The organism is Paraburkholderia sp. SSBN10T (assembly GCF_056619545.1).
Genome location: NZ_JBWQQI010000016.1, coordinates 65,335 through 88,507, shown reverse-complemented (window position 1 = coordinate 88,507; position 23,173 = coordinate 65,335). Strand labels below are relative to the sequence as shown.

Below are 23,173 nucleotides of genomic sequence, written 5' to 3'. Positions count from 1 at the left end.
GCGTGCCGACATTCCTCAGATGAAACGCGTGAATGGAATCTGTGCGCGTCAAAGATAAATAACTTTCGGGGTCGCTGCGATCAACGAAGCAGCGGAGTAAATACAATGCCAAGCCGGTGGTCGTTCCGGCGTGCACGCAGCGAGTGCGTATGCGCGGTTCGAATTCTTTTGTTTGCGAGTGCTTTATCTTCAAGCGCTGGGTTCGCCGCCGGCATTGTCCCGGATGGCGGTACGGCCACGTCTGTGGTGACCGGCGCTAACGGCCAGCAAACGGTCAATATCGCGCCCGCGTTTTCGGGCGTATCGCAGAATACCTATAGTGCATTTAACGTCTCGTCGGCCGGCGCCACGCTGAATAACGTCGGTATTAATGCCCGGACAATCGTCAACCAGGTCACCAGCACCAATCCGAGTTTAATAGAGGGGCAAATCGCGGTGGCGGGGTCGCGAGCCAACGTGATACTCGCGAATCCAAATGGCATAACCGTCAACGGTGGCTCTTTCGTCAATGCGGGGCACGTCGCCTTATCGACGGGGCAAGTGAGCTTCAACGATCTGCAAATCGCGCCGGGGATTTTCCAGCGCAATGTCGTGATTAATACGACCGGCGGCGCCATTGTCATCGGGCCGCAAGGGCTTTCCAGCGCATTGGTGGATCTGGATCTGATCGCAAAGAACATCCAGATTAACGGTCCGGTGACCAACACCTTCACCTCGGCGACGGCGGTTACCCGCGCTATCGCCGGCAGCAGTGAGGTCACGCTGAACACGGGCCTCTCGCCGTCGGACAACGCCAACGACTGGTTGACGATGCAAACCGGTCAAACGGCGGCAACGGCGAACTCGTTTGCGCTCGACATCAGCGCCGCAGGCAGTTTGACCAGCGGCCGGGTCGAGATCATCGTGACCGACAAAGGCCCGGGTGTGCGCAGTGCCGGGCCGCTGGAGGCGTCGCTCGGCGATTTCACGCTCAGTTCGAACGGCAGCGTGCAGGTGTCGAATACGACCGTGACGGCAGCGGGCAACACGAGCCTTCAGGTGCAGGACGCGCTTGCTTTCACCGATACCAAGGTCTCGGCCACGAACGGTGCTGCCACGCTCGATGCGTCGGGCGCCATCAATCTGACCGGCAGCAGCCTGCTTGCCAACGGCGGCGTCAAGCTGTCCGGAAACGGCATCACCTTGACGACCGACAGCAACGGGACCGGCTCGGCGCTCGGATCGTCAACGGCAGGTGTCGTGCTCGAGAGCACCGGGGACATCACCAACCTCGGTTCTCTCGTTCAAGGGCAAGTGCAGACCAGCGGCGACGCGCAGTCGCTCGGTGCAGTCACCCTCAACGCGAGCGGCAACGTGCTGAACCAGTCGTTGCCGGGCACGGGGCTCGGCGTGCTGTTCGGCGCGAAGGGCGATGTCGTGATCAGCGCTGGCGGCAACGTGGTCAATCAGAACGCACGGATCCTGTCGAACCAGAACGTGAGCATCGCAGCGGGCGGGGATGTCGACAACATCGTCGACCACACCACCGGCGTCAATAACGGCGCGGCTTCCAGTTACTCGAATCATGGCTGGACCTTCCTGTTTCTCGAGCATCACAGCAGCGGTCTTTCCGTGGACTACGGCGAGTTGACCGATCCGAACGCACTTTCGTATATCACCGCGGATGCCGGCAACGTGACCATCACCGGCAACAACGTCTCCAACATTGGCGGCTCGATCCTCTCGAACGGCGCGGCAATCAACATTACCGCGCGTGGCTCGCTGCTCAATCAAGGTGTGTTTACCGGCCAGGCGCAGTTTCACGAATCGTGCTTTATCTTCTGCCGCTCGTCGGCGTCGAGCGACGTGCAGGTGTATGGCGGCGATATCGAGGCGGGTACGGACATTTCGCTGAAGGCCGGCACGCAGATCGTCAACACCGGGGGCACGGTGCTGGCCGAAGGCGCATTGACGCTCAACGCGCCCCAAACCATCGCGCAGGGTGTGCTCGGTTACAGCGCCATCAATGAGGACCACGATCTAAAGGCCTGGTTTGGCAGCTCGTGGGCGCAAATCTACGCAATGGATATGGGCGGCCTGTTCAACGCCGGGTCCGGTCAGGTGCAGATCATCGGCGAAGGGGATATCGAGGGCGGCGCGTTTAACGGGCCCAATGGCGTCAGCGCGACCGGCGGCATCGTCACGCGCAGCGCGCCGTATCAGGCGCCGGTGACGATTGGTGCCCACAACAGTATCGGGTTCATCTCATGGTTCGGCTTGTGAGGCGCCGTCTGTCGCGCATGATGGTCTGCGGCGTCGGTGCTCTCGCCGGTCTCGCGGGGACGCATGCGCGCGCCCAGTCGGCGCCGGGATTACCGCTGGGGTTGCCGCCGCCCGTCGCTGTACCCCGGCCAACCCAGGACCCGGGGCAACGACTCTTGCAGGACCAGCGCGACCAGCAGCGCCGCGATGAAATCCAGCAGACGCCTGCGCAGATCGCGGTGCCGGAGCAATCGGCGATTCCGAACCTGCCGGCCGGCGCCGATATCGAATCGCTGCCCGACGTCGAGCCGATGTTCCACATTACCGACATCGAATTCGACGGCGACCAGGTGCTGGGCAAGCGGCAGATGGATGCGATCAAGCAGCCGTTTCTCGGCAAGCAGCTTGGCCGCAACCGCATCAATCTGCTGCTGCGGCGCATCACGGAAGCGTTTATCGCTCACGGATACATCACGACGCGCGCTTATCTCGGTGCGCAGAATCTGTCGTCGGGCAAGCTCACGATCAAGGTGGTGGCCGGTCACGTGGCCGCGTTCACGTTGAACGGCAAGCCGCTGCGTCCGCGCGATCCGAAGGCCGGGATGTTCGAGACGCACGGCGGTGGACTGTTGACCGATGCGGGCACCGCATGGGCGTTCGGTGACAGCCAGGGCGACGTGTTGCGCCTGCCCGATCTGGAGCAGGGCGTCGATCAGATCAACCGCTTGCGGCGCAATCAGGCGGAAATCCAGATTCTTCCCGGCGAAGCGCCAGGCGATTCGATCGTGGCGATCACCAACCATTATGGCGACCGCTTCTACTACGACGCCGGCGTGGACAACTACGGCAGTTCGCAGACCGGCACCTTGCGCTATCGCGCCGGGGTGGAAGCCGACAACCTCGTCGGCCTGCAGGAGTCGCTCTCACTGAACTACGTGGGCAGCGAGAACAGCAATGCACTGGTGTTTTCCGGGGCCGTGCCGATCGGTTATCAGACTGTCAGCTATACCACGTCGCTTTCGGAATACCAGCAGGCCATCGGCAATACCGCGTTGCTGGACGGGCGCACCTTTAGCCAGATTCTCGGCTGGAACGACGTGTTGACGCGTTCGAGTTCGGGGCGCCTGAGTGTCGACGTGACGCTGACGAAGATGAGCACACAGCGCAGCGTCAATGGCATCGAGCTGACGCCGCAGAACCTGACTGTGCTGCGCGCGGGCGTCAACGGCCTGCGCCGTTACGTGGCCGACGATCAGGCGGCCGCCGCGACCTGGGACGTGGGCGTCTCGGAGGGCTTGCCGTGGCTCGCCGCGAGTCACGACGCATCCGATATCGACAGCACGGACGCCCATAGCCAGTTCACGATGTTCGATGCGACCGGCACGGTGCAACAAGGCATTGGCCATATCGGCAGCACGGCCTGGCGATATCAGGGAACGTTGCGCGCCCAGTACAGCCCGGTGGCGCTGTTCAACACCAATCAGATCTTCCTCGGCGGCATGGATACGGTGCGCGGCTTCAGGGAAGGCGGCGTCAGCGGCGATAGCGGTTTCTATCTGCGCAACGAGGCCGTCTGGCAGAACGTGCCGAGCTGGCACGACGCGCATCTCGAACCCTATGCGTTTCTCGATGGCGGTAAGGCGCACCTGATCGCTCAGGGCGGCTGGCCGACGCTCGCCGGCGCCGGCGTCGGCGTGCGCGCCGCATGGCGCTTCAGGAGCCAGAACATTACCAGCGAGGTCCTCGTCGGCCGCGCGCTCCTTCAACCGGCAGCGCTCGGAAGCAAGGCGACCGTGCTGCTCGCAACACTCAACTGGTCCGAATAACGGAGAGGCTATGAACACGCAATCGAAGGTCCTGACAGGCATGCCGGCAACCCGGCGTATCAACCTGCATCATCTGTTTGCCGCAGGGGTGACGCTCGTCAGCCTGTGCGCGGCATTCGCACCGCATGCACATGCAGACAACACGCCGCCGCCGAAGACGTCGGCCGCGAGCGTTGCTGCGCCCAATGCCGCAGCGCCTACGTTGCCGGCGGGCGTCGTAGCACGCGTGAATAACGTCTCGATTACGCAGGACCAGGTCGATCAGGTGGTGCGCGCTTCGAACGCGCCCGATACCCCGGCCTTGCGCGCGTCGATCAAGAACCAGTTGATCGCCCGCGAACTGTTCCGTCAGGCGGCCGACCAGGCGCATTACGCAACGCGGCCCGAAGTCCAGGCTGCGATCGATCAGGCGCGCAACGCCGTGGTGGTGCAGGCCTACCTGCGCGACCAGATCAAGCCAACCACGGTAACCGACGCCGACGTGAAGGCGCAATACGACAAGATCATCTCGACCCTTGGCGATAACGAATACAAGCCGAGCGTGATTGCGGTGAAGGATGCCGACACGGCCCAGAAGATTCTCGATCAGTTGAAGAAGGGTGCCGATTTCGCGCAACTGGCCAAGCAGTACAGCCAGGGTCCGGGCGCTGCGCAAGGCGGCGCGCAGAACTGGATTTCGTTCAAGACACCGATCCAGCCGGGCAACACGCAGAACTGGCCGCAGCCGTTGGCCGAAGCGCTGGTGAAGTTGCCGCCAGGAGCAGTGTCGAGCGAGCCGGTCCAGGTTGGCGACACGTTCTGGATCTTGCGTGTCGACGAGAAGCGTCCGACCCAGATTCCGCAGTTCGACCAGACGAAGGATGTGTTGCGCAAGCAGCTCGAGCAGGTCGCGCTCGAAAAGGCGACAGCACAGGTTGTCGCCAGCCTCGTGCGTAATGCGCATATCCAGCAGTAAGCGCCTCGGTGGATGAGGCGGGCAGCGGGTCGGGGTGATCCTGCTGCCGCCGTCAGGCTGGTCGGTCACCGGCCTGGCGGAGAAGGACAAGAACACAAGAACACGCAGAAAAAACGAGAGCTTCATCATGAAAGCGTCTACGCGAACCGCTTTACGACAACTCGAACAAAGCCGCCTGGTACGAGGCGACATGCTCGACCGGACCCAGCAGTCGTCACGACTGCGGTGGTTCGCCGGCATGCCGTCGTGCACGTATCGCTGGTGGCAGCGCGTCGTGTCGGCGCTGGTCGCGTTCACGCTGTTTGCCGGACCGCTTTCGGTCACGTTCGAGCAGAGTCGCGACGCGGCCGGCGTACTCGCGGTGGGCAGCCGACGCCTCGACGATGACGCGTGGCAGCGGATCATCGATCTGGCGGCGCTGCGCGTGCGTTTTGCGATGCAAGAGGCGCAAGCGACGCCGATTGTCGACCCCACTGCACCGATCTCGTTCCAGCCCAAAGTCACGCAATCAACCGGTGCCGGCGGCGGTGTGCCGGTCGTCAACATCACCGCGCCGAACTCGGCAGGGATCTCGCTCAATCAATATCAGAGCTTTAACATTGATCCCGTTGGCCTGATCCTGAATAACAGCTTGATGTCGGGCACGTCGCTGACCGGCGGCAATGTGCAGGCCAACCCGAACCTGAGCGGACGCACGGCGAGCGTGATCGTCAACCAGGTGACCTCGACGGGAACCGCGTACGCCAGCTTGCTGAACGGACCGCTGGAAGTGTTCGGCGCGCCTGCGACCGTCATCATCGTCAATCCGAACGGAATTGCCACGCAGGGGACCGGCTTTACCAATACGATCGGCGTGACGCTTTCCACGGGCACGCCACAGTTCCTGACCGGTGTCGGCGGGACATCCACCAGTTTCAATAACGCCCAGGCGATTGGCTACAACGTCACCGGTGGACACATCCAGATCGAAGGCGATACGGGCGTCAACGGGCCCGGCGCCGGTATCGAAGGCACGGTCGGCACGATCGACCTGATCGCGCAGACGATCGGCGTGAATGCGCCGCTGTATGCCGGCACCCGCATCAATGTGATCGCGGGGCAACAGATCGTGACGCCTTCGACGGTGGACGCCACCGGCACGACGTATACGACCGCCGCGAACGGCGCCACCAATACCGCCGCTGCGATCAACGCGGCGAACGGCAATGCCAACAACGGCCTCGCAATCGACGCGACTGCCTACGGCGCAATGACGGCGGGTCAGATTCAGGTGATCGGCACCGCCGCCGGCATGGGTGTGCGCACCGACGCGCAACTGGCGGCGAACGCAGGGAATCTGACGTTGTCGGCGAACGGCGACGTCTCGCTGGCAGGCAGCGCGGCCCAGCAGCAGGCGAGCGTGAGTTCGAGCGGCAATGTCTCGATGACGGGCACGCATATCGGCGTGGGCGGCTACGCCATCAACGCCAACGGCGACGTGACCTCGACCGGTTCGATTCAGTCGGGTACCACGCTCTCCATCAACGCGGGCGGCAACATCAACGTTGCGAACACGCAGTCGAACGGCGACACGACGCTGGTGGCGGGCGCGAGCGCTACCACGGGCGATGTGCAGAGCGGCGGAGCGTTGTCGGTGACGGCGCAGGGTAAGGACGGCACCGGCGACGTGACCCTGAGCGGCACCTCGGTGGTCAGCGGTGCGACCACCTTGAGCGCTGCGCGGGATATCAACGTCAACGGCCAGACCAGCAGCGGCACGCTGCAGGCAACGGCCCAGCGCAACCTCAATGTCAATGCGGCGGTGCAAACCTCCGGCAACCTGGCGCTGAGCGCGACCAACGGCAACCTGACGACCAACGCCAACGTGAACAGCGCCGGCAACCTGGCGTTCACCTCGGGCCAGCTCACCACGGTCGCGGGCCAGGCCACGGCGCAAAACGCCGTGACGCTTTCGGCAGGGCAGGGAGTCTCGGTTACCGGTTCGCTTGCCAGCGGCACGACGTTGACCGCCAACACGGCGAGCTTATTCAGCGTGCCGGGTTCGTTGCTCGTGGGCACCAATGCGACCATCAACAGCGGCGGCCTCGACGTTCCGGGGGTATTGATCGTCCAGAACAACGGTACGTTCACTACCCAGGGCGACATCACCGGCAGCGGTTCGATGGCGTTCGGACAGAACGGTACGCTGACGAGCGGCCAGGACGTCGACGTGGCAGGCAAGCTGCTCGCCAACGGATTGCAAGTGAGCGCGGCGAACAGCGTCACGCTGACCGGTGTGCAGGCCGGCGGCGAGTTCACCGTCACGGCGAACGGGGCGGCGGGCAATGGCAACGTCACATTTAACGGCAATGCCGCGGCCGTGGGCGCAACAACTGTGCAGGCTGCGGGCGACGTGGTGGTGAACGGGACGCTGGCGGGCGGTGCGCAGGTTGCACTGACCGGACAGGGCAGCGTCACGGTGGCTTCTGCCGGGACGGTACAGTCTGTCGGCAGTACTGCATTGACGGCGGCCACGGGCAGTGTGAACTCCACCGGCACCGTGAACAGCGCCGGTACGCTGGTCGCACAGGCCGCACAAAATGTCTCGCTGACCGGCGCGACCAGCGCAGTCGGCGACATGACGCTCGCAGCGGGCACGGACGTGACAACCGGCGGCACGCTTGCCGGTCAGGGCAATGGCACGATCACGGCCGGCCAGGATGTGAATCTCGGCGGCAGTAACGGCTTCACGAAAGACGTCACCGTCACGGCAGCGAACAACGTCAACGTGCCCGGCGCGTTACAGGGCAACAACGTCACGCTGAATGCGGGCAACTCCGCCACGCTCAACAATGTCCAGGCCAACTCGGCACTGGCGGTTACGGCGAACGGGACCAGTGGCGCGATTACGGTGAACGGTTCGGTCACCTCTCAGACCGGCAGCACCCTGAACACGGCGGGTTCGGTGGTGGTTGCGGCAACTGGCACGCTTGGCACGTCGGCGACGATGGGTGTCACCGCGGCGGGCAATACGACGATCGCCGGTACGGTGGTGTCGAACGGCAGCATGAACCTCGCGAATACCGCCGGGTCGCTTACCAGTACCGGCACCATCGAGTCCGGTACCGATCTCAACATCGGCGCGGCGCAGTCGATCGACCTCGGCACGAACAGCACGTCTGCGCTCGGCAATCTGTCGCTGACTGCCGGGCAGAACATTACGATGAACGGTTCGGTCGTGAGCCAGGGCAACGGCACGCTCAACGCGGGCGGCACGATTAGCGGCGCGGGAGCGCTCGCATTCGGTAACGCGGCGAGCCTGAGTTCCGGCGGCGATACGGACCTGACGGGTTCGCTGCGCGGCGCGACGATCCAGACCAGCGCGGGCGGCTCAGGCACGTTTGCGAACGTGCAGGCCGGCAACACGATTGCGCTGACGGCGAACAACGACCTCAACCTGACGGGCACCCTGGCCGGCGGTTCGACGGTGGCGCTGACCTCGGGGCAGGACATCAATATCAGCGGCTCGCTGCAATCGGCCAGCGATACCAGCCTGACGGCACTGTACGGCACGGTCGGCGTGACGGGCGCGGTGAACAGCGATGGTGCGCTTAACGTCTTCGCGGGCACGGACATCAACCTTGGCGGCGCGACGACGGTGGCGCTCGATACGACGTTGCAGAGCGTGCGCGATGTGAACGTCACAGGGTCGCTCAACGGCCAGGGCAACGGCACGATTTCGGCTGGACGCAATATCGGCGGAGCCGGGTCAATTGCGTTTACCCAATCTGCGGTCCTGAACGCGGCCGGCACGATCTCGCAAGGCGGCTTGATTCAAGGCCAGAACGTGCAGGTTTCGGCAGCGGGCGACGTCGCGGTCAATAACATCGAATCGGCCTCGACGATCGGCTTGACCGCGGGGACGAGCGGCAGCGGCAACCTGACGGTGAACGGCGCAGCCGCCGCAGCCAGTGCGATTAGCGCGGCGGCGTACGGCGACGTAACGGTAGCGACCGGGGGCAAGCTGGCAGCCGGCACGACGCTCGGCGTCACGGCACTGAACGGCATCAATGTTGCAGGTGCGCTCGAATCGAACGGCGATACTGTGCTGAATGCGCAGCAAGGCAGCCTGAACGCGACCGGCGGCATCAACAGCGGCGGGGTGCTGAACATCACGACTGGGCTCGATCTGTCTCTTGGCGCAAGTACGAGCGCCGTGGGCGACGTGACGCTCAATGCAGGGCGCACCGCGACGCTGAACGGCACGTTGGTGGGGCAAGGCAACGGCTACGTCAACGCCGGACAGGACATCAACGGCCCGGGTACTCAGGCCTTCACAAATACGGCAGTCCTTAGCGCTCAGAGAGACATCGCGCTGACGGGTTCGCTGCAGGCCAATTCAGTGCAGGCGACGGGCGGCGACAGTGCCGCACTGAACAACGTCACCTCGGCAACGACGCTGACGCTGACCGCCAACGGCAACGCGGGCAACGGAGATGCAGCCGTTACGGGCGCAGCAACGGCGCCGGGCGTGGTGGCGTTGACGGCGGCGCGCGACGTGCTCATCAGCGGGTCGCTGGGTGGTGGCTCGACCGTGACGCTCGCGGCACAGCGCAACGCGACGGTCAGCGGCACCGTGCAGTCGGTGGGCGATCTGGACGTGACGGCCACCAACGGCAACGCCACGCTGACTGGCACGACCACGACGACCGGTGCGCTCAATGTGACGTCGGGCGGGAATACCCAGCTTGGCGGCCAGGTCGCGGTTACGGATAACCTCACGGCACAGGCAGGCGGCGATATCACGTTGACCGGCAGCGTTGCGGGTCAGGGCGCGGGTTCGCTGACGGCAGGGCAGGACATCACGGGCGGCGGCTCGGCGGCGTTTGCGCAGGCAGCTAGCGTGAGCGCGGCAAATAACGTTGCGCTGACCGGCTCGCTGCAAGGCGCGAGCGTCACGGTGACGGGGGGCAATAACGCCGGGCTGGGTTCTGCACAGGCTGTCACCGGCAATCTGAGCGTGACCGCGAACGGCAACGCCGGCGCGGGCGATGTGACATTCGGCGGCGCGGTGACTGCGCTCGGCACGACGACGCTGCAAGCAACACGCGATGTCAGCGTCACGGGCGCGATCAACAGCGGTGGGACGACGAGCATCACGGCGGCGCGCAATGCCGCCACTGCGGGTGTCAACTCGGCTGGCGATCTCACGATGACGGCGACGAGCGGCAACCTCACTGCCGCGAGCGTGACGACGCAGGGCAATCTGAATGCAAGCGCCGGACAGACCTTGAGCGTGTCCGGGCAAACCGCGGCTGCGGGCAATGCCACGCTGAACTCGGGCGGCGACATGACGCTCACGGGCGGGATCGCTGCTCAGAACACGGGGACGCTGACCTCGGGTGGCAACCTGACTGCCGGCTCGGTTGCCTTTGGGCAGCAGGCGACGCTCAACGCGGGCGGCGGCATCAACGTGAGCGGCAGCGTCGCGACCAACGGCAATCTTGCGGCGACGGCGGGTGACAGTCTGTCGATGGGGTCCGCGCAGGCCGGCGGCACCGTTGGGCTGCAGGCAAAGGGACTGGATGGGACTGGCGATGTGAGCGTGCAGGGTGCGCTGACTTCGGGTGTGGCGACTAGTGTGGTGGCGGCGCGCGACGCAAACGTCGGCGGCAACCTCACGAGCGGCGATGCGGTGACGGTGACGGCGGGCCGGAATCTGACGGTGGGCGGCAATCTGAGCGCCAACGCGAATACGGCGTTGACGGCTACGAGGGGCAACCTGGGCGTCGCCGGCACCCTGACGAGCGTGGGCAATCTGAACGCGAGTGCTGGCGGCACACTGGGGCTGGCAGGTGGACTGATCAACGGTGACACGACGCTGACGTCGACCGGGACGACGACGCTGACGGGGGCGCTGTATGGCCTTGGTTCGGCAACGATCAATGCGGGTGGATCGGTTATCGGTGGCGGTGCGCTGACGTTCGGCAAGGACATCGCCATTACGGCGGGCGCAGGCGTGACGCTTGGCGGCATTCAGGGCGCGGGGCAACTGACCGCGACTTCCGCCGGCGACATGTCGTTGGGCGCGACCACGGCGGTGGGTAACGTCACGGCAACTTCGACGGGCGGCAGCGTGGCGTTCAACGGCGCGCTGCAGTCGGGCGGCAACGTGCAGATCCAGGCGGCGAACAATGCGACGGTGACGGGCGCGGTGTCGTCGATGGGGACCGTGAACGTCAAGGGGACCAACGGCAACGTGAACGTCGCCGGGGTTTCTTCGAACGGCGATACGACCATGACGGCTGGGCAGACGCTGACGTTGTCCGGCACGAGCACGGTGGCGGGCGAGTTTACGTTGTCGGGCGGCAATGTCACGTTGAGCGGGTCGCAGGGGGGATCTAAAGATGTGACCGTATCCGCACGGGGCACGCTGGATGCAAGCCAGGCTTCGCTTGTGTCGACGCAGAACATGCAGTTGACTGGGACGAATGTGACGGTTGGGACCGCTATTGTTGGCGGGAATCTGACTGCGCAGGCTTCGAATCAGTTGTCGCTGGTGGGCGGCAGCGTTGATGTAGTTGGTGCGGCTTCGCTGGTTTCGCAGAACGGGCTCTATAACGCCAGCAACGTTTTGTCGGGTGGGAATCTGTATGTGTCGGCGCCGAGTTTGACGAATACGTCGAGTGGTTCGCTTGTGTCGACTAATACGACGACGATTGACGCGACGAGTTTTACTAACTCAGGCACGGTGAACGGGGGCACAACGAACGTCAACGTGGGTGGCGGGCTTGGCAATGTTGGTGGTGCGTTGATGGGCCTGAACGCGCTAACTATCAATACCGGTTCGTTGAACAACCAGAACGGGCTGATTTTTGCGGGAAACCCCACCACACCAGGCGGTCCGACGACGGGAAACCTGTCGCTGACAATCAACGGCGGAAACGGCTCATTCAATAATGCCAACGGCGAGGTGATGGCGCAGGACAACCTCAGCATAAGAGCGGTAAATATGGCGCTTGACCCGTCGCAGGGGACGATCAGCCAAGGCGGGCAATTGTCGATTACCGCGGGTTCAATCAGCGTCGGTGGCACCTGGAATTACGGCGGTCTGGGTGTGACCATTGATGGTCTGAATGGCATTACCAATACCGGAACCATGAATGGCACCGCACCGCTCACGTTGACCACGGGCGGTACGTTCACGAATTCGGGCCAGGTAATCGGGGATGACGTGACTGTGAACGGGACGGTCAGTAATACGGCTGGCGCTGTGTTGCATGCGGGCGATACGTTCACAATCAACGGTGACGTGACCAATCGAGGGGACATCGAAGCGGTCAACACGCTCGCCGTCAACGGGAATAACTATGATAACCAGTACGGTACGACGCAGACGAACGGAAACATCCAGTTTTCGCTGGGTGGAACTCTGACCAATACTGCGGGCACTATCTCAGCCGCAGGAAATATCAACATCAATGCGGCAGCGGTTATCAACAACAGCACGCAAGGCGCAAATGTATCGACCACACAGCTCGTATCTGCGGCGGACGATCCGGCATTGTTCGGTTCCATTGTGGTTGGCACGGAGACTACCTACGGATTCACTGGGGGAAACGGTGGCTCCTATTACGACGCAACCGGCACGGGCACGGCGACACTTGCCCTATTGGGCCCGGACCTCACTAACGGGGTTCTCGATGTCGCGCTGAATTCCTCTCTTACGGGAGAGTACGGTGTTCAACTGACACCGTCGACGCAGATTGGCAGTTCGTTGCAGTCAGTCGGGGCTGTGAGCGAGACAATCGCTCTACCTGGCATCGATCGGACCATCACTGCTCCCGGCGTGGGAACGCCCGGCGTCATCATGGCTGGAGGGTCAATCAATCTGACAGCGGGTTCGTTGTCAAATGAGGCCGGCACGATTTCCGCAGGTCTCGATGTCAATCTGAACCTGCAGTCCCTTAACAACGGCTCGTTGGGCAACGTCACCGCGCAGGTCGTAGACACCGTCGATCAGACACAACTTAACGCGTTCATGGCGGAACTGGACGCACTAGGCGTGGCCGGTCTGTATAACGCACCGATTCCGTGGGAACCAGGCGGCTACGTAGGGAACGAGTCAACAGTTACCTTCAATTCAACAGCTACGGTTCCAGCAAGTAGCACAACCACAACGACCACCTTTGGCCAGCAGGGGCTGATTGTGGCGGGGCGTGATCTGAACCTCTCCGGCGGAAACCTCGTAAATAACGGCGATCTGTATGCCGGTCAGAACTTCAACGCTCAGGCGACCCAGTCGTTTCAGAATGTCGGCCAGCAGATCAGCACAACATCAAGTTCGCCTGGCTGCTCGAGCGGCGGATGCGCCTCCGGAACGGGGAGTGGAAACGGCCCAACTTCCAATAGCTTCAGCTACGAAACGCAGAGCGCGACTATCTACGCCGGCAACGACCTTGTAATTGCCGCTGGACAGATCAACAACACGTTCGGCAATTTGCTGGCTGGACACGACATCGTTATTGGCGGGGTTGGTACGACAGCTTCCTCGACGACCCCGGCCCAGAGCCTGAACAACACATCAGGAAATATCGTTGCCGGCAACAACATTACGCTTGATGTCTCTGGCGCGATCACTAACAACCTGCCACCTCCGGTGCCGGTGCTGCAGAACTATGGGAGTAAGCAGCAATATACCGGCTGCATGACCGCGGGTGGCTACAAGCAAGGCTATTGCCAGGCGTATGTGGATCAGCAATCCGGCAACTCTTCAGTGATAAGCGCGGGTAACAATCTGCAGATCAGCGCGGGCAGTCTTACGAACATCGGTAGCCTGATATCGGCCGGCACCAGCGCGACCATTGCGGTCAGCGGGCCGGTTGTGAACGAAGCGCAGACGCTCAACGCGTACTGGCATTCCGAGTGGGTTCAGGAAACCGGGATGTTCAGCAGCGACATCCATCACAACACATGGGCCTGCGGGTCGGTCGCAGAATGCACGGCGCTTTACGGTAGCGCGTATACGAGCGTGGGTGGAACAATCGATCCTCCGACGCCGGTGGGGAATATTGCCGCGACGATCCAGGCGCCGAATCTGTCGATCTCGTCCGGTGGGCAGATCCAGAACGTCGGCAATGTGATTGGGACGTCAGTTACGTTGACAGGGCAGAAACTCATCAACGGTATCACCACGGCGAATACCTACACACCGGTTGTTAACGCGCCGTCCCAGGTGATTTCATTGAGCCCGGTGAACATGCCAGGGCTGAGTGTATCGGTGCCACGATCGGTGGGAGAGCCGCTTCCAACGGCGGTCGCGGGCATCGCGTCGTATGTCGACCAGTCAATCAGTTCTACGGCGAGCGCTTCGGAACTCGGGCCGCAAAACTTGCTGAATGCATTGCCCGCGAGTCTGCAGCCGAGCTCGACGCTCTTTTATTACAACCCGCAGGAAGAGGACTTGGTTCTGCAGCAAGCTGCGTTGCAGCAAACGGGTCAGGCGAGTTTCATAACAGGACTTTCATATAACAGTACGACAGGTGCTTCGGTAACCGATCAGGAAAAACAGGATCTGTATGGGAACGCAGTTGTCTATGCAGAGCAGAACAACATACAGCTTGGTACTGCGCTGACGCAGACTCAGATCAACGCACTTACCGAACCGATGCTCTGGTATGTCGAGCAGACGGTGCCTGATCCGAGTTGCTCGGGTACCGGTATTGCCACGTGTCCGACAATTACCGCGCTGATGCCGCAGATATACCTGCCACAGAACTCAAGTGCGTTGTCGGCGGGGGGCAACATCGAGGCGAGCAACAGCCTGACGCTGAATTTCGGTAATGCAGCGAATGGCGGCAGCGTGACGAATACGGGGACGATTACCTCGGGTGGCACGCTAACCGTGGACACAGGGACGCTGACGAATGAGGCGAACCAGGTCAACGTTGGCAGTATCTGGAACTCGGTAAAGGGCGGATATACCAATACGACCGGTACGGAAGTGCAGCCCGGCGGCTTCATGAGCGCGGCGAACATGGACCTGAACGTGCAGACGTTGAATCAGGTCGGTGGCGCGTTGCAGGAGCTCAATAGCGACGGCACGGTGAATCAGGCGGGTACGCAGCAGGTACTGGCTGCCTTGCAGCAGCAACTGGGCGGGGATTTCACACAGAGTACTGTCAGTAACAACCTGAACACGAGTTTTACCAAGGAGGGTGGCTCGTTCGGCATCACGCAACTGGTTGCCTTGGTAGCGGCAGTCGTGGCAACCGTCGTTACCTATGGTGCAGCGAGCGAGACGATTGGGTTAGCCGCCGGTGCGACGCAGGCGGCCGGCGATGCTGCGATCGGGGCAGCCGCTGAGGGCTCGACAGCAATGGCCACTGCGGCGGCGGAAACGGGTGGCACTTTTATGGCGGCCACAGCAGGAGCCAGCGCGGGTCTTGGAAATATCGTGCTGTCCGCGGGTATTGCGGGTATGGTAGGCAGCATGACGAGCCAGGTGATTGGCACAGGTTCGATCAACTGGGGCGATGTTGGCGAGTCCGGGCTGGTGTCTGCGCTGACGGCGGGTTTGACCAACGGCATCACGTTCAACGCGACTAATGGCATCGGATTCACGACGGGTGCGACGACCGTAGCGGACCCATCACTGGCCAGCCTGGCAGGTGTCCAGAATATCGGTAGTAATCTGGTCCCGCAGGCAGGGGTTCCAATTGCATCGAATCTGCCGGCGGAGGCGCTCGCATTCGGTGCTGACGCGACGATCCAGGCGGGGGTGCAGACTGCGATCGAAGGCGGCAGTTTCCTGAATGCTCTGAAGAATGATGCGGTCTCTGACGTCGCGGCGGCGGCTGCATATGCGATCGGTAACGAGTTCGGGCCGACGGGCACCGATCCGAACTACGCGGCGAGTGTGGCGAGTCACGCGATTCTCGGCTGTGCCGCGAGTGCGGCTGAAGGGACGGGGTGCGCCAGTGGGGCGATTGGCGGGGCTGCCAGTGCGCTGGTGACGCCGCTGACGCTGGGGGCGATGGATCCGAACCACGACCCGTTGACCACGGAGCAAACCGCCGTCGCGGCAGCGATCGCGATGCTGGCCGGTGGCGGGGCTGCTGCTGCGTTAGGTCAGAATGCAACGGCAGCGGCCACGGCAGCTGAAAACGAGGCGTTGAATAATGGAACGAAGCATTGGGTGTCCAACCTTGCGTTCTGTATCCTCTGCTTCATGGGCGTTCAGTCGGGTTCCGACAATGCATTCGAGGTTTCGAAGAGTCCCTTTTCGGATGATCCGTCGCTCGGGGTCAGTTCGAAAGACGAACTCGACGTTGATCCGTTGCCAAGGGGTACTCCCTTTGGGCAAAAACCGAAATAATCGATGGCTTGATCCTATTTCGCGCGAGGAGATATTTGATGGTGGCCGCAGAAGATTGGGCTCGGGAACCCGACGTCGATGGCTTGCGAAGCGCTCTCGAAGCATATGCATTGGACCCAACGGAAGGGGAGTCGCAGTTCCTTGCTTTGGCCAAGAAAGGCTCAGTGCTAAGCATGGTCAAATTGGGCTATATATATGCGCACAGGCCCGCTGATAGAGGTGGGCCAGACTTCACGGCGGCAGAGTCTTGGTACTTAGCTGCAATCCAGGCTGGCAGTAAGGTTGCAACCTATAACTTGGGATCGCTCTATCTCAGGCAGAAGGATTACGTCAAGGCGCGTGTAACGTTCGAACAGGGTACTGAGATGCGATACGGCCCATCCATCTTCAACTTGGGCCGAATGTATTTATATGGCCTCGGTATCGACAAAGACTACGATCGGGCGCTCGTTTTATATAAGCAGGCCGCTGCCTTGGGAAACCTCTGGGGAAAACTATCCGTTGCAACCATGACGGTAACGCTTGGCAATAGCATGCTGACAAAATTGAAAGGGCTTCTCATGGTGGCCGTAGCTGCAACGCAGTTCAGAATACAGAAATGGCGGGACCCGAAGAGCGAGCGACTGACAAAATAAGGCGACTTGTGTTCTTCTACGGCAGATGGCTGGAACTGAGAATATATGTGCGCGAGTGGGTGAAACCCGTTGCTGTGGCCGTCGCGTTTTTTGCGTTCGCCATTTGCTTATCCCTCGTGCTGTATCAGTGCTCTGTGCATGAACTGCGTGGCGCGACAGTCGAACACGGTTATGCGACCGTCGAACGCGTTGCGCTTACTTCCAAAGGCAGCAAGAGCTTCGATTTGATTCGAGTCTTGACGTTACGTGTCAACGGCAAAGATGTTGTCTTCCCGACCCAAACGGCCTTCTCGGCTGGCGAGGTTGTAGGGGTCAGCTATCGAATTGGCAAGAGTGGCAAAATCTACGTGGACAGCGTGTATTCGGCAACGGATCGCTAGAGCACTAGCGAGGGTCTACTCTCAGCCTCCTGCTGGTTTTGAAAATTTGCGTTAATGCAAAAGGATTTCGATGGCAGGATAGGCTTGCGCCGGTTTTATCGCCCGCAGCATTATCGTATCGATGAGTAGTGAACCGAACCCAGCCGAGCGCCGGGTTTGTGCTTTATGGCGCCGGAGCGCATCGCGGCGCTGTCGTTCGATTGGTGCGATTGATCATGATGGTTTGTCATCGAGATTGCTGCGACGATTGACGCACCGAATCTGTCGATCACGTCGGACGGGGTCATCCAGAACGTTGGCAATGTGATCGGAACATCAGTAGCGCTGACCGGGCAGAAGCTGATTAACGGGATCACGACCGCGAACACCTACACGCCGAGCGTGAATGCGCCTTCGCAAGTGATTTCGTTGAGTCCTCTGACTATGCCTAGGCTGAACCTGTCAACGCCTAGAACAATTGGTATGGGCTCTCGTTGCCGACACCGATAACAGCGACGGAACGACCACGCGGACCACAAGCTACGACAACACCTTCAACGCTGCGCCTGCGACTGCGTTAATGCTGGCAGGCGGGACAATCAACGGCTTGCTTGGGCAAGACCCGGCGACAGCAGCGACATGGGCCGAAATCGACGCGCTGAACAACACGTTGAGTTCGAAGTCGGGCCACAGAATATCGACGCGTGGCAAGATTTCAATTTTGCCGGTCGACGTCGTATGGCCCGCTGCCAATCTCGGACGATTACATCCTGAGGCGTCTGCTAGTTAGCAGGAAAGCGTGCGCTCAACGCATCGAGAATGTCACTCTCCCAATTCTTCGCCGTTATGTTGGTAGCCAGCGCGCGCTTCGAATCCACTTCTACGCGGGTGCTGTTCGGGCGCGGTCCGGCCTCTACAAAGATGGCGACATTCTCCCCATAGCTAAACGCACTCATGCCACGTTGGGCCAGCGCATATCCATCCGCATGGTTGTCTCCTACGTAGTCCAGGCCAGCGGACTTCACTACACCCGGTAGAGCGGCCCAGACAGCATCTTGGTTAGCCGCGTATACGCGTGATGGTCCGGTGCCCTTGGCCGCCCTGGCATCGGCCAAAGTGTTGCACCCCGATAACAGGACAGAGGCGGACAATGCGAATATAGCGAGCATGCCGGGAATATTTCTCATCAGGGTCTCTCTCTTGTGGTGGTCGGTGGTCAAATTAATTTTCTGTGGATAGTGTTTTCAATGATCTGTGCTTCATCGTACTGCGAATGACCGGAGCCCAACGGAATGTCATTTCGGTTCTCCATTGCTAGGATATCGGCGCTCGGAGAAAGAACTTGAATCATTGAGGGCCAGGAATATTGAAGGGGCACAGATATACGGTAAGTCGGATTATTCGAGAGTGGTCAAGCATGGATACCTCGTAACGGATTGACGCGAGCCCACCCTCCTCGTCGTCTGCACTTAAACGCTCGCTAGTCCCCAATCTTCCTCACCCATTCCAGCAACTGTCTCGCATGAGTCGACCACGTCCGCTCGTTTTGAGAAATTCATGCGCTCGCCTGTTGTCCTAACTTCCGTACCGTAGCTCGGTTTTCGTAGGCCCACTCCGTTGCGACTAGGAATGGTCCGGACACCACTGAACAGAGTGTCGTGTAACATTCATGAAAGTTTCGAGAGACTTCAGGATTGTCATTCGCCGCTCAGCCCTCGCTTCGAAGAACGTTGAGCTTTCGGTGGTATTGTCCAGCTTCAATTTCGATCGGTATTTCGATGAGTCAGAGAGGCTGGTGTCGCTGGGGCCGTTCTTTGGGGGGCGACGCGGCTGACGAGTGCATGAGAATGCTTGAAGCGCTTGGTTTGACATGCATTGACGACTTTTTCATTTTCGCTGACTTCGTTCCCGATTGGTGTTCGTTCGAAGTCTTTTGACATTTTGCCTTTGGAAAGAAAATGCCGCTTATCTTTGGCCCCAAAAACTCTCGCTATACATATACTGGTAGCCCTTGTCCACACACGGACCTAGCTCTGAACGTCGTTGCCGTGGCTCTCGGTGAGGCTATAGTGCAATATGAATCTCACTTTAACAGTTATTTTCCTGAATGAAGCCAATTACCTACTACGCGCTACGTTGCTCGTCCAAGGATGAAAAAGTTCTCATCGGGCGCGTAAATGCCTACTTGGAAACTTTGCATCGGACAACCTCGAAAGCTAAGCAGCCGGGACTCCTAGGACGCTACGCGCCATTTGTTGTCAAGCATTTCTATTGGAACTTGAACAAGGACGCTGGCACTTGGTTCGATATTTACCCAAATAAAGACACCAGAGGTGAGTTTTTCTTTCCAACGTTCCAAGATCATGCGTGGCTACTGCATGTCCGCATCAATATCAAGGCTTATCCGGATGCAACCGAAGCGAAAGCTGAGCAATTCATAACGTCCCTGCTCGCGGCTATCGTTTTTGATGTGGTAGTGGTTCAAGAGAATGATGGGCCGTAAGCGTAATGGTCGGTGTGGGATATATGTTCAATTTCCCGCGGACATGTTGGACACCCCGGACGTCGTCGACATGTAAACGCCCATCACTCTGCAATTTCCCTCACCCATTCCAGCAACTGTTTCGCATGAGTCGACCACGTTCGCCCGTTTTGGGAAATCCATTCGCTCGCCTGCTGTCCTAACTTCCGCGCTGCCGCCCGGTTTTCATAGGCCCACTCCATCGCGGCCAGCAGTTCGTCGACGTCGCTTTCACCCCACCCATCGGTTTGCTTGCCTTTGTGCTCTGAAATCGCCGTTTGCTTTTCAAGGATGATGCTGTTCTCTGCGGTAAGAATGTCGCGCCTGATAAGCGACCCCTAGGCCACTCGACTGCGTTCCTGACAGAAGCCTTTCGGTTCGCGCAACTCAGCTCGCAAACCCGCTTCCCCAAGCGCATACGCCACACAACGCCTGGCGAGAATGTCAGTCGGATCGACAAGATTCACCACGCGACCGTCGCCTGAATACATCCGCCCCTCAGGCAGCAGCAACGGCAACTCCGTACACCCAAGAAGAATCACTTCAACACCACGTTCGCTCAATTCATCCACAGCCACCATAACATCGTCGACACATTCACCTGCCGAGAACCCAGCCTTCACTCCGCGTTCCCCATAAATCGCATTCATCACACGCTTCTGTAGCACATCACTCGGCACGACCTGTTTCAATCCGAGCGCTTCCAGCGCTTTCTGATAGACCCCGCTGGTGATCGTGCCTGTCGTCGCCAACAATCCAACTTCACTCAATTCGGGAAACGCGGTCCGCAGGTATTCGACACTCACGGTCAGCATATTGACGATCGGCACATTCAAATACGGTTGAATCCGCTCCACGAACGCATGCGCGGTATTGCAGGGAATCGCGATAATGTCCACGTCGCCCGCTTCCAGCTTCTTGCACGTTGCATACAGCGACACCGTCGGGTCCGGACCATCGCCCAGTAGATTCTCCGTGCGATCCGGAATCTGGGGATTCTGTTCGACCAGTAATTTGATGTGCTCCTGGTCGCGCGTAGCCGGTGTGCTGCGTACCACCTTCTGCATGAAATCCACAGTCGCGGCGGGGCCGACACCACCCACAACGCCAACCTTGAACGTGCGGTCGCGGCTATCGTATTGACTCGCTGCTGCGTATTGAGCGTACACAAGATTCGAATCGACGATTGGCACGCAGAGCGGCCCGATCTGATCTGCCACGAGACCGATCTCCGTCATCCCAGGGATGATCAGTTCCGCACCCTGCTCGATCAGATCCAGACAAGCGTCGCGCAACAGTTCCAAAGGCTTGCCGTTGCACCCACCGCTTTTGATACCACCTTCTCCATAGACGGCCGCTGTGACAGGATCGACGTCGCCCAAGGCCCCCCGCTGCGGATGCAACACTTCGAACGCCGGTGTGCTGAAATATCGCTCGAACAGACGCTCGTCGCGAATGTAATCCGAGGTCAGCACACCGACACGCCGTACCTGAGGAAAACTACGAACCACATGCTCACGTAGCGCCTCGACCATGTCGACGATCCGCACCGACACGTTCTCCTGCAATTCTCCGATGAATGTATGGCTCAAGAAACATGGCAACACAACCGTCGTGACGCCTCTCGTTTCGAAATCGCGAATCATGTCGAAGATATAGAGCTTGCGCTCAGTCGTCGCGGCGCGCGCTGCGCTTGCGTTGCGAAACGGATGTTGCTCAAACACGATGTCGAAGTGCTCTGAAGCGCCCCGCCCCGGACTTGCTTGAATCAGTTTGAACAACACATCTGCGCTAGCGAGCGGTCCCAGCCCGCCGATCACGCCAAACACTCGCTTGCCTGGCAAATTCCGTGCTGTCATTGCACTTCGCTCTGAAGTTGCTCGAACTGCGTGGCAGCAGCAGCGCTGACGTTGTTACGGCGCGTTTCCCATTTCGCGATCACCGCAGTTGCCACGCTATTGCCGATCACGTTCGTCATCGTTCGTCCCATGTAGAGAATCTGGTCGATGGCGAGCACCATCACCACGCCTTCGACGGGCAAGTGAAACAACGGCGCCACGGCGGCCACCACTACGACAGAACCGCGCGGCACGCTGGCCATGCCCTTGCTGCTCAGCATCAGCACCAATAGCATGAAAATCTGTTGCGACAGCGGCATGTCGATACCGAAGGCCTGGGCGATGAATATTGCCGCAAACGACTGATACATCATCGAGCCATCCAGGTTGAAAACGTAGCCGAGCGGCAGCGTAAAGCCAACGACCTTCTTGTCGACGCCGAATTTCTCGAGTTGCTCGGTCAGACGCGGATAGGCAGCTTCACTGCTGGCGGTCGAAAATGCGAGCATGGCCGGTTCGCGCACCGCCTTAAGCAGGGTGCCAACCTGTCTGCCGAGAAACAGGTAACCGACGCCGATCAGCGCCGCCCATAGCAACACCAGACCCAGGTAGAACGAACCAATCAACTTGCCGTAAGTCAGCAACACGTCCAAACCGCGTAACGTCACCGCCGATGCAATCGCACCGAACACGCCGAACGGTGCGGCGCGCATCACGTAGTCGGTCAGCCGCAGCATCACAGGCACCATGCCGTCGATCGCTTGCACAACCACCTTGACGCGGGCATCGTGCTTTAGCGCTCCAAGCCCCAGCCCGAAGAACAGGGAGAAGACGAGAATCTGCAAGATGTCGTTGCGCGTCATCGCATCGAGCAGGCTGATCGGAAACGCGTGCGTGACGATGTCCTTGAAGTTCAGCCCTGCCGTATTGAGTCCGGTGTTCACATCGCTGCCGCTCGCGACCATATGCAATCCTGAGCCTGGCTGCAGGACGTTGGCGAGCACAAGACCCAAGGCGAGCGATACAAGCGACGCGCAGATAAACCAACCCACCGTGCGCAGCCCAATACGTCCAACGTCTTGGCCGCTGTCCATACTCGCCAGGCCTGACACGAGCGTGGCGAATACCAGTGGCGCAATGATCATCTTGATGAGCCGCAGAAAGATGTCGGTGATGATCGAGAAATAGCCGGCCACGGCTTTCGCTGAGGATGCGTCGGGGGCGCTCGCGTGACATGCGTAACCGGCTGCGACGCCGAGTACCATGCCGACGGCAATATAGAGCGTGAGGCGATTTTTCATGTCTGTCCTTTTCCTGGTCGACTAGTACGGGCGTTCTTCCGGGCGCGTCTTCTTGGAGTGGAGGACGCGCGGGTGCATCGCCTTTCCGCTTGCGTGGACCAGCGTACGGAGAAGACTTGGACGGATACTAGAGACGAAAGA

Annotated in this window: 10 protein-coding genes and 1 pseudogene; 8 read left to right on the top strand and 3 right to left on the bottom strand. The window is 60.4% G+C overall.

The window, feature by feature from the left end; all coding sequences use genetic code 11:
- Positions 1-105: 105 nt before the first annotated feature.
- The 7 genes and pseudogenes from AC1ECK_RS23325 to AC1ECK_RS23295 form a co-directional block, all read left to right on the top strand.
- Positions 106-2,262, top strand: a complete 2,157-nt coding sequence (locus AC1ECK_RS23325; protein ID WP_480323201.1) for a two-partner secretion domain-containing protein — start codon at positions 106-108, stop codon at positions 2,260-2,262.
- Positions 2,247-4,067, top strand: coding sequence for a ShlB/FhaC/HecB family hemolysin secretion/activation protein (locus AC1ECK_RS23320; RefSeq protein ID WP_480323199.1), 1,821 nt, complete (start codon positions 2,247-2,249; stop codon positions 4,065-4,067). The genes AC1ECK_RS23325 and AC1ECK_RS23320 overlap by 16 nt, the downstream gene beginning before the upstream one ends.
- 10 nt (positions 4,068-4,077) lie before the next feature.
- On the top strand, positions 4,078-5,022 hold the full coding sequence (locus tag AC1ECK_RS23315) for a peptidyl-prolyl cis-trans isomerase (RefSeq protein ID WP_480323197.1): 945 nt from the start codon (positions 4,078-4,080) through the stop codon (positions 5,020-5,022).
- A gap of 127 nt (positions 5,023-5,149) precedes the next feature.
- Positions 5,150-16,378, top strand: coding sequence for a two-partner secretion domain-containing protein (locus AC1ECK_RS23310; protein ID WP_480323195.1), 11,229 nt, complete (start codon positions 5,150-5,152; stop codon positions 16,376-16,378).
- A gap of 38 nt (positions 16,379-16,416) precedes the next feature.
- A complete protein-coding gene (locus AC1ECK_RS23305) occupies positions 16,417-17,013 on the top strand; it encodes a tetratricopeptide repeat protein (protein ID WP_480323193.1) in 597 nt (198 codons plus the stop codon).
- Between the two features lie 8 nt (positions 17,014-17,021).
- The gene (locus tag AC1ECK_RS23300; RefSeq protein ID WP_480323191.1) at positions 17,022-17,393 is read left to right on the top strand and encodes a hypothetical protein; all 372 of its coding nucleotides are present in this window, start codon (positions 17,022-17,024) and stop codon (positions 17,391-17,393) included.
- 234 nt (positions 17,394-17,627) lie between these two features.
- Positions 17,628-17,855 (top strand): annotated as a pseudogene (locus tag AC1ECK_RS23295) (hypothetical protein); the annotation flags it as partial.
- A gap of 299 nt (positions 17,856-18,154) precedes the next feature.
- Here AC1ECK_RS23295 and AC1ECK_RS23290 read toward each other — a convergent pair.
- On the bottom strand, positions 18,155-18,592 hold the full coding sequence (locus AC1ECK_RS23290) for a hypothetical protein (RefSeq protein WP_480323189.1): 438 nt from the start codon (positions 18,590-18,592) through the stop codon (positions 18,155-18,157).
- Between the two features lie 887 nt (positions 18,593-19,479).
- On the opposite strand from AC1ECK_RS23290, the gene AC1ECK_RS23285 reads away from it, so the two are divergent.
- Positions 19,480-19,875 (top strand): hypothetical protein, encoded by a 396-nt coding sequence (locus tag AC1ECK_RS23285; protein WP_480323187.1) that lies wholly within the window; start codon positions 19,480-19,482, stop codon positions 19,873-19,875.
- Positions 19,876-20,231: 356 nt separating this feature from the next.
- On the opposite strand, the gene cuyB is transcribed toward AC1ECK_RS23285, so the two are convergent.
- Both cuyB and AC1ECK_RS23275 read right to left on the bottom strand, forming a co-directional pair.
- Positions 20,232-21,752, bottom strand: a complete 1,521-nt coding sequence (gene cuyB / locus AC1ECK_RS23280; protein WP_480323185.1) for a cysteate racemase — start codon at positions 21,750-21,752, stop codon at positions 20,232-20,234.
- Positions 21,749-23,032 carry a dicarboxylate/amino acid:cation symporter gene (locus AC1ECK_RS23275; protein ID WP_480323183.1) on the bottom strand — a complete coding sequence of 428 codons (1,284 nt, stop codon included), beginning with the start codon at positions 23,030-23,032 and terminating at the stop codon, positions 21,749-21,751. The genes cuyB and AC1ECK_RS23275 overlap by 4 nt, the downstream gene beginning before the upstream one ends.
- Positions 23,033-23,173: the final 141 nt, after the last annotated feature.

Bases quoted from the DNA above. Each gene is read 5' to 3' on its own strand.
- AC1ECK_RS23325 (WP_480323201.1), top strand. From the start codon at position 106: ATGCCAAGCCGGTGGTCGTTCCGGCGTGCACGCAGCGAGTGCGTATGC.
- AC1ECK_RS23320 (WP_480323199.1), top strand. From the start codon at position 2,247: ATGGTTCGGCTTGTGAGGCGCCGTCTGTCGCGCATGATGGTCTGCGGC.
- AC1ECK_RS23315 (WP_480323197.1), top strand. From the start codon at position 4,078: ATGAACACGCAATCGAAGGTCCTGACAGGCATGCCGGCAACCCGGCGT.
- AC1ECK_RS23310 (WP_480323195.1), top strand. From the start codon at position 5,150: ATGAAAGCGTCTACGCGAACCGCTTTACGACAACTCGAACAAAGCCGC.
- AC1ECK_RS23305 (WP_480323193.1), top strand. From the start codon at position 16,417: ATGGTGGCCGCAGAAGATTGGGCTCGGGAACCCGACGTCGATGGCTTG.
- AC1ECK_RS23285 (WP_480323187.1), top strand. From the start codon at position 19,480: ATGAAGCCAATTACCTACTACGCGCTACGTTGCTCGTCCAAGGATGAA.
- cuyB (WP_480323185.1), bottom strand. From the start codon at position 21,752: ATGACAGCACGGAATTTGCCAGGCAAGCGAGTGTTTGGCGTGATCGGC.
- AC1ECK_RS23275 (WP_480323183.1), bottom strand. From the start codon at position 23,032: ATGAAAAATCGCCTCACGCTCTATATTGCCGTCGGCATGGTACTCGGC.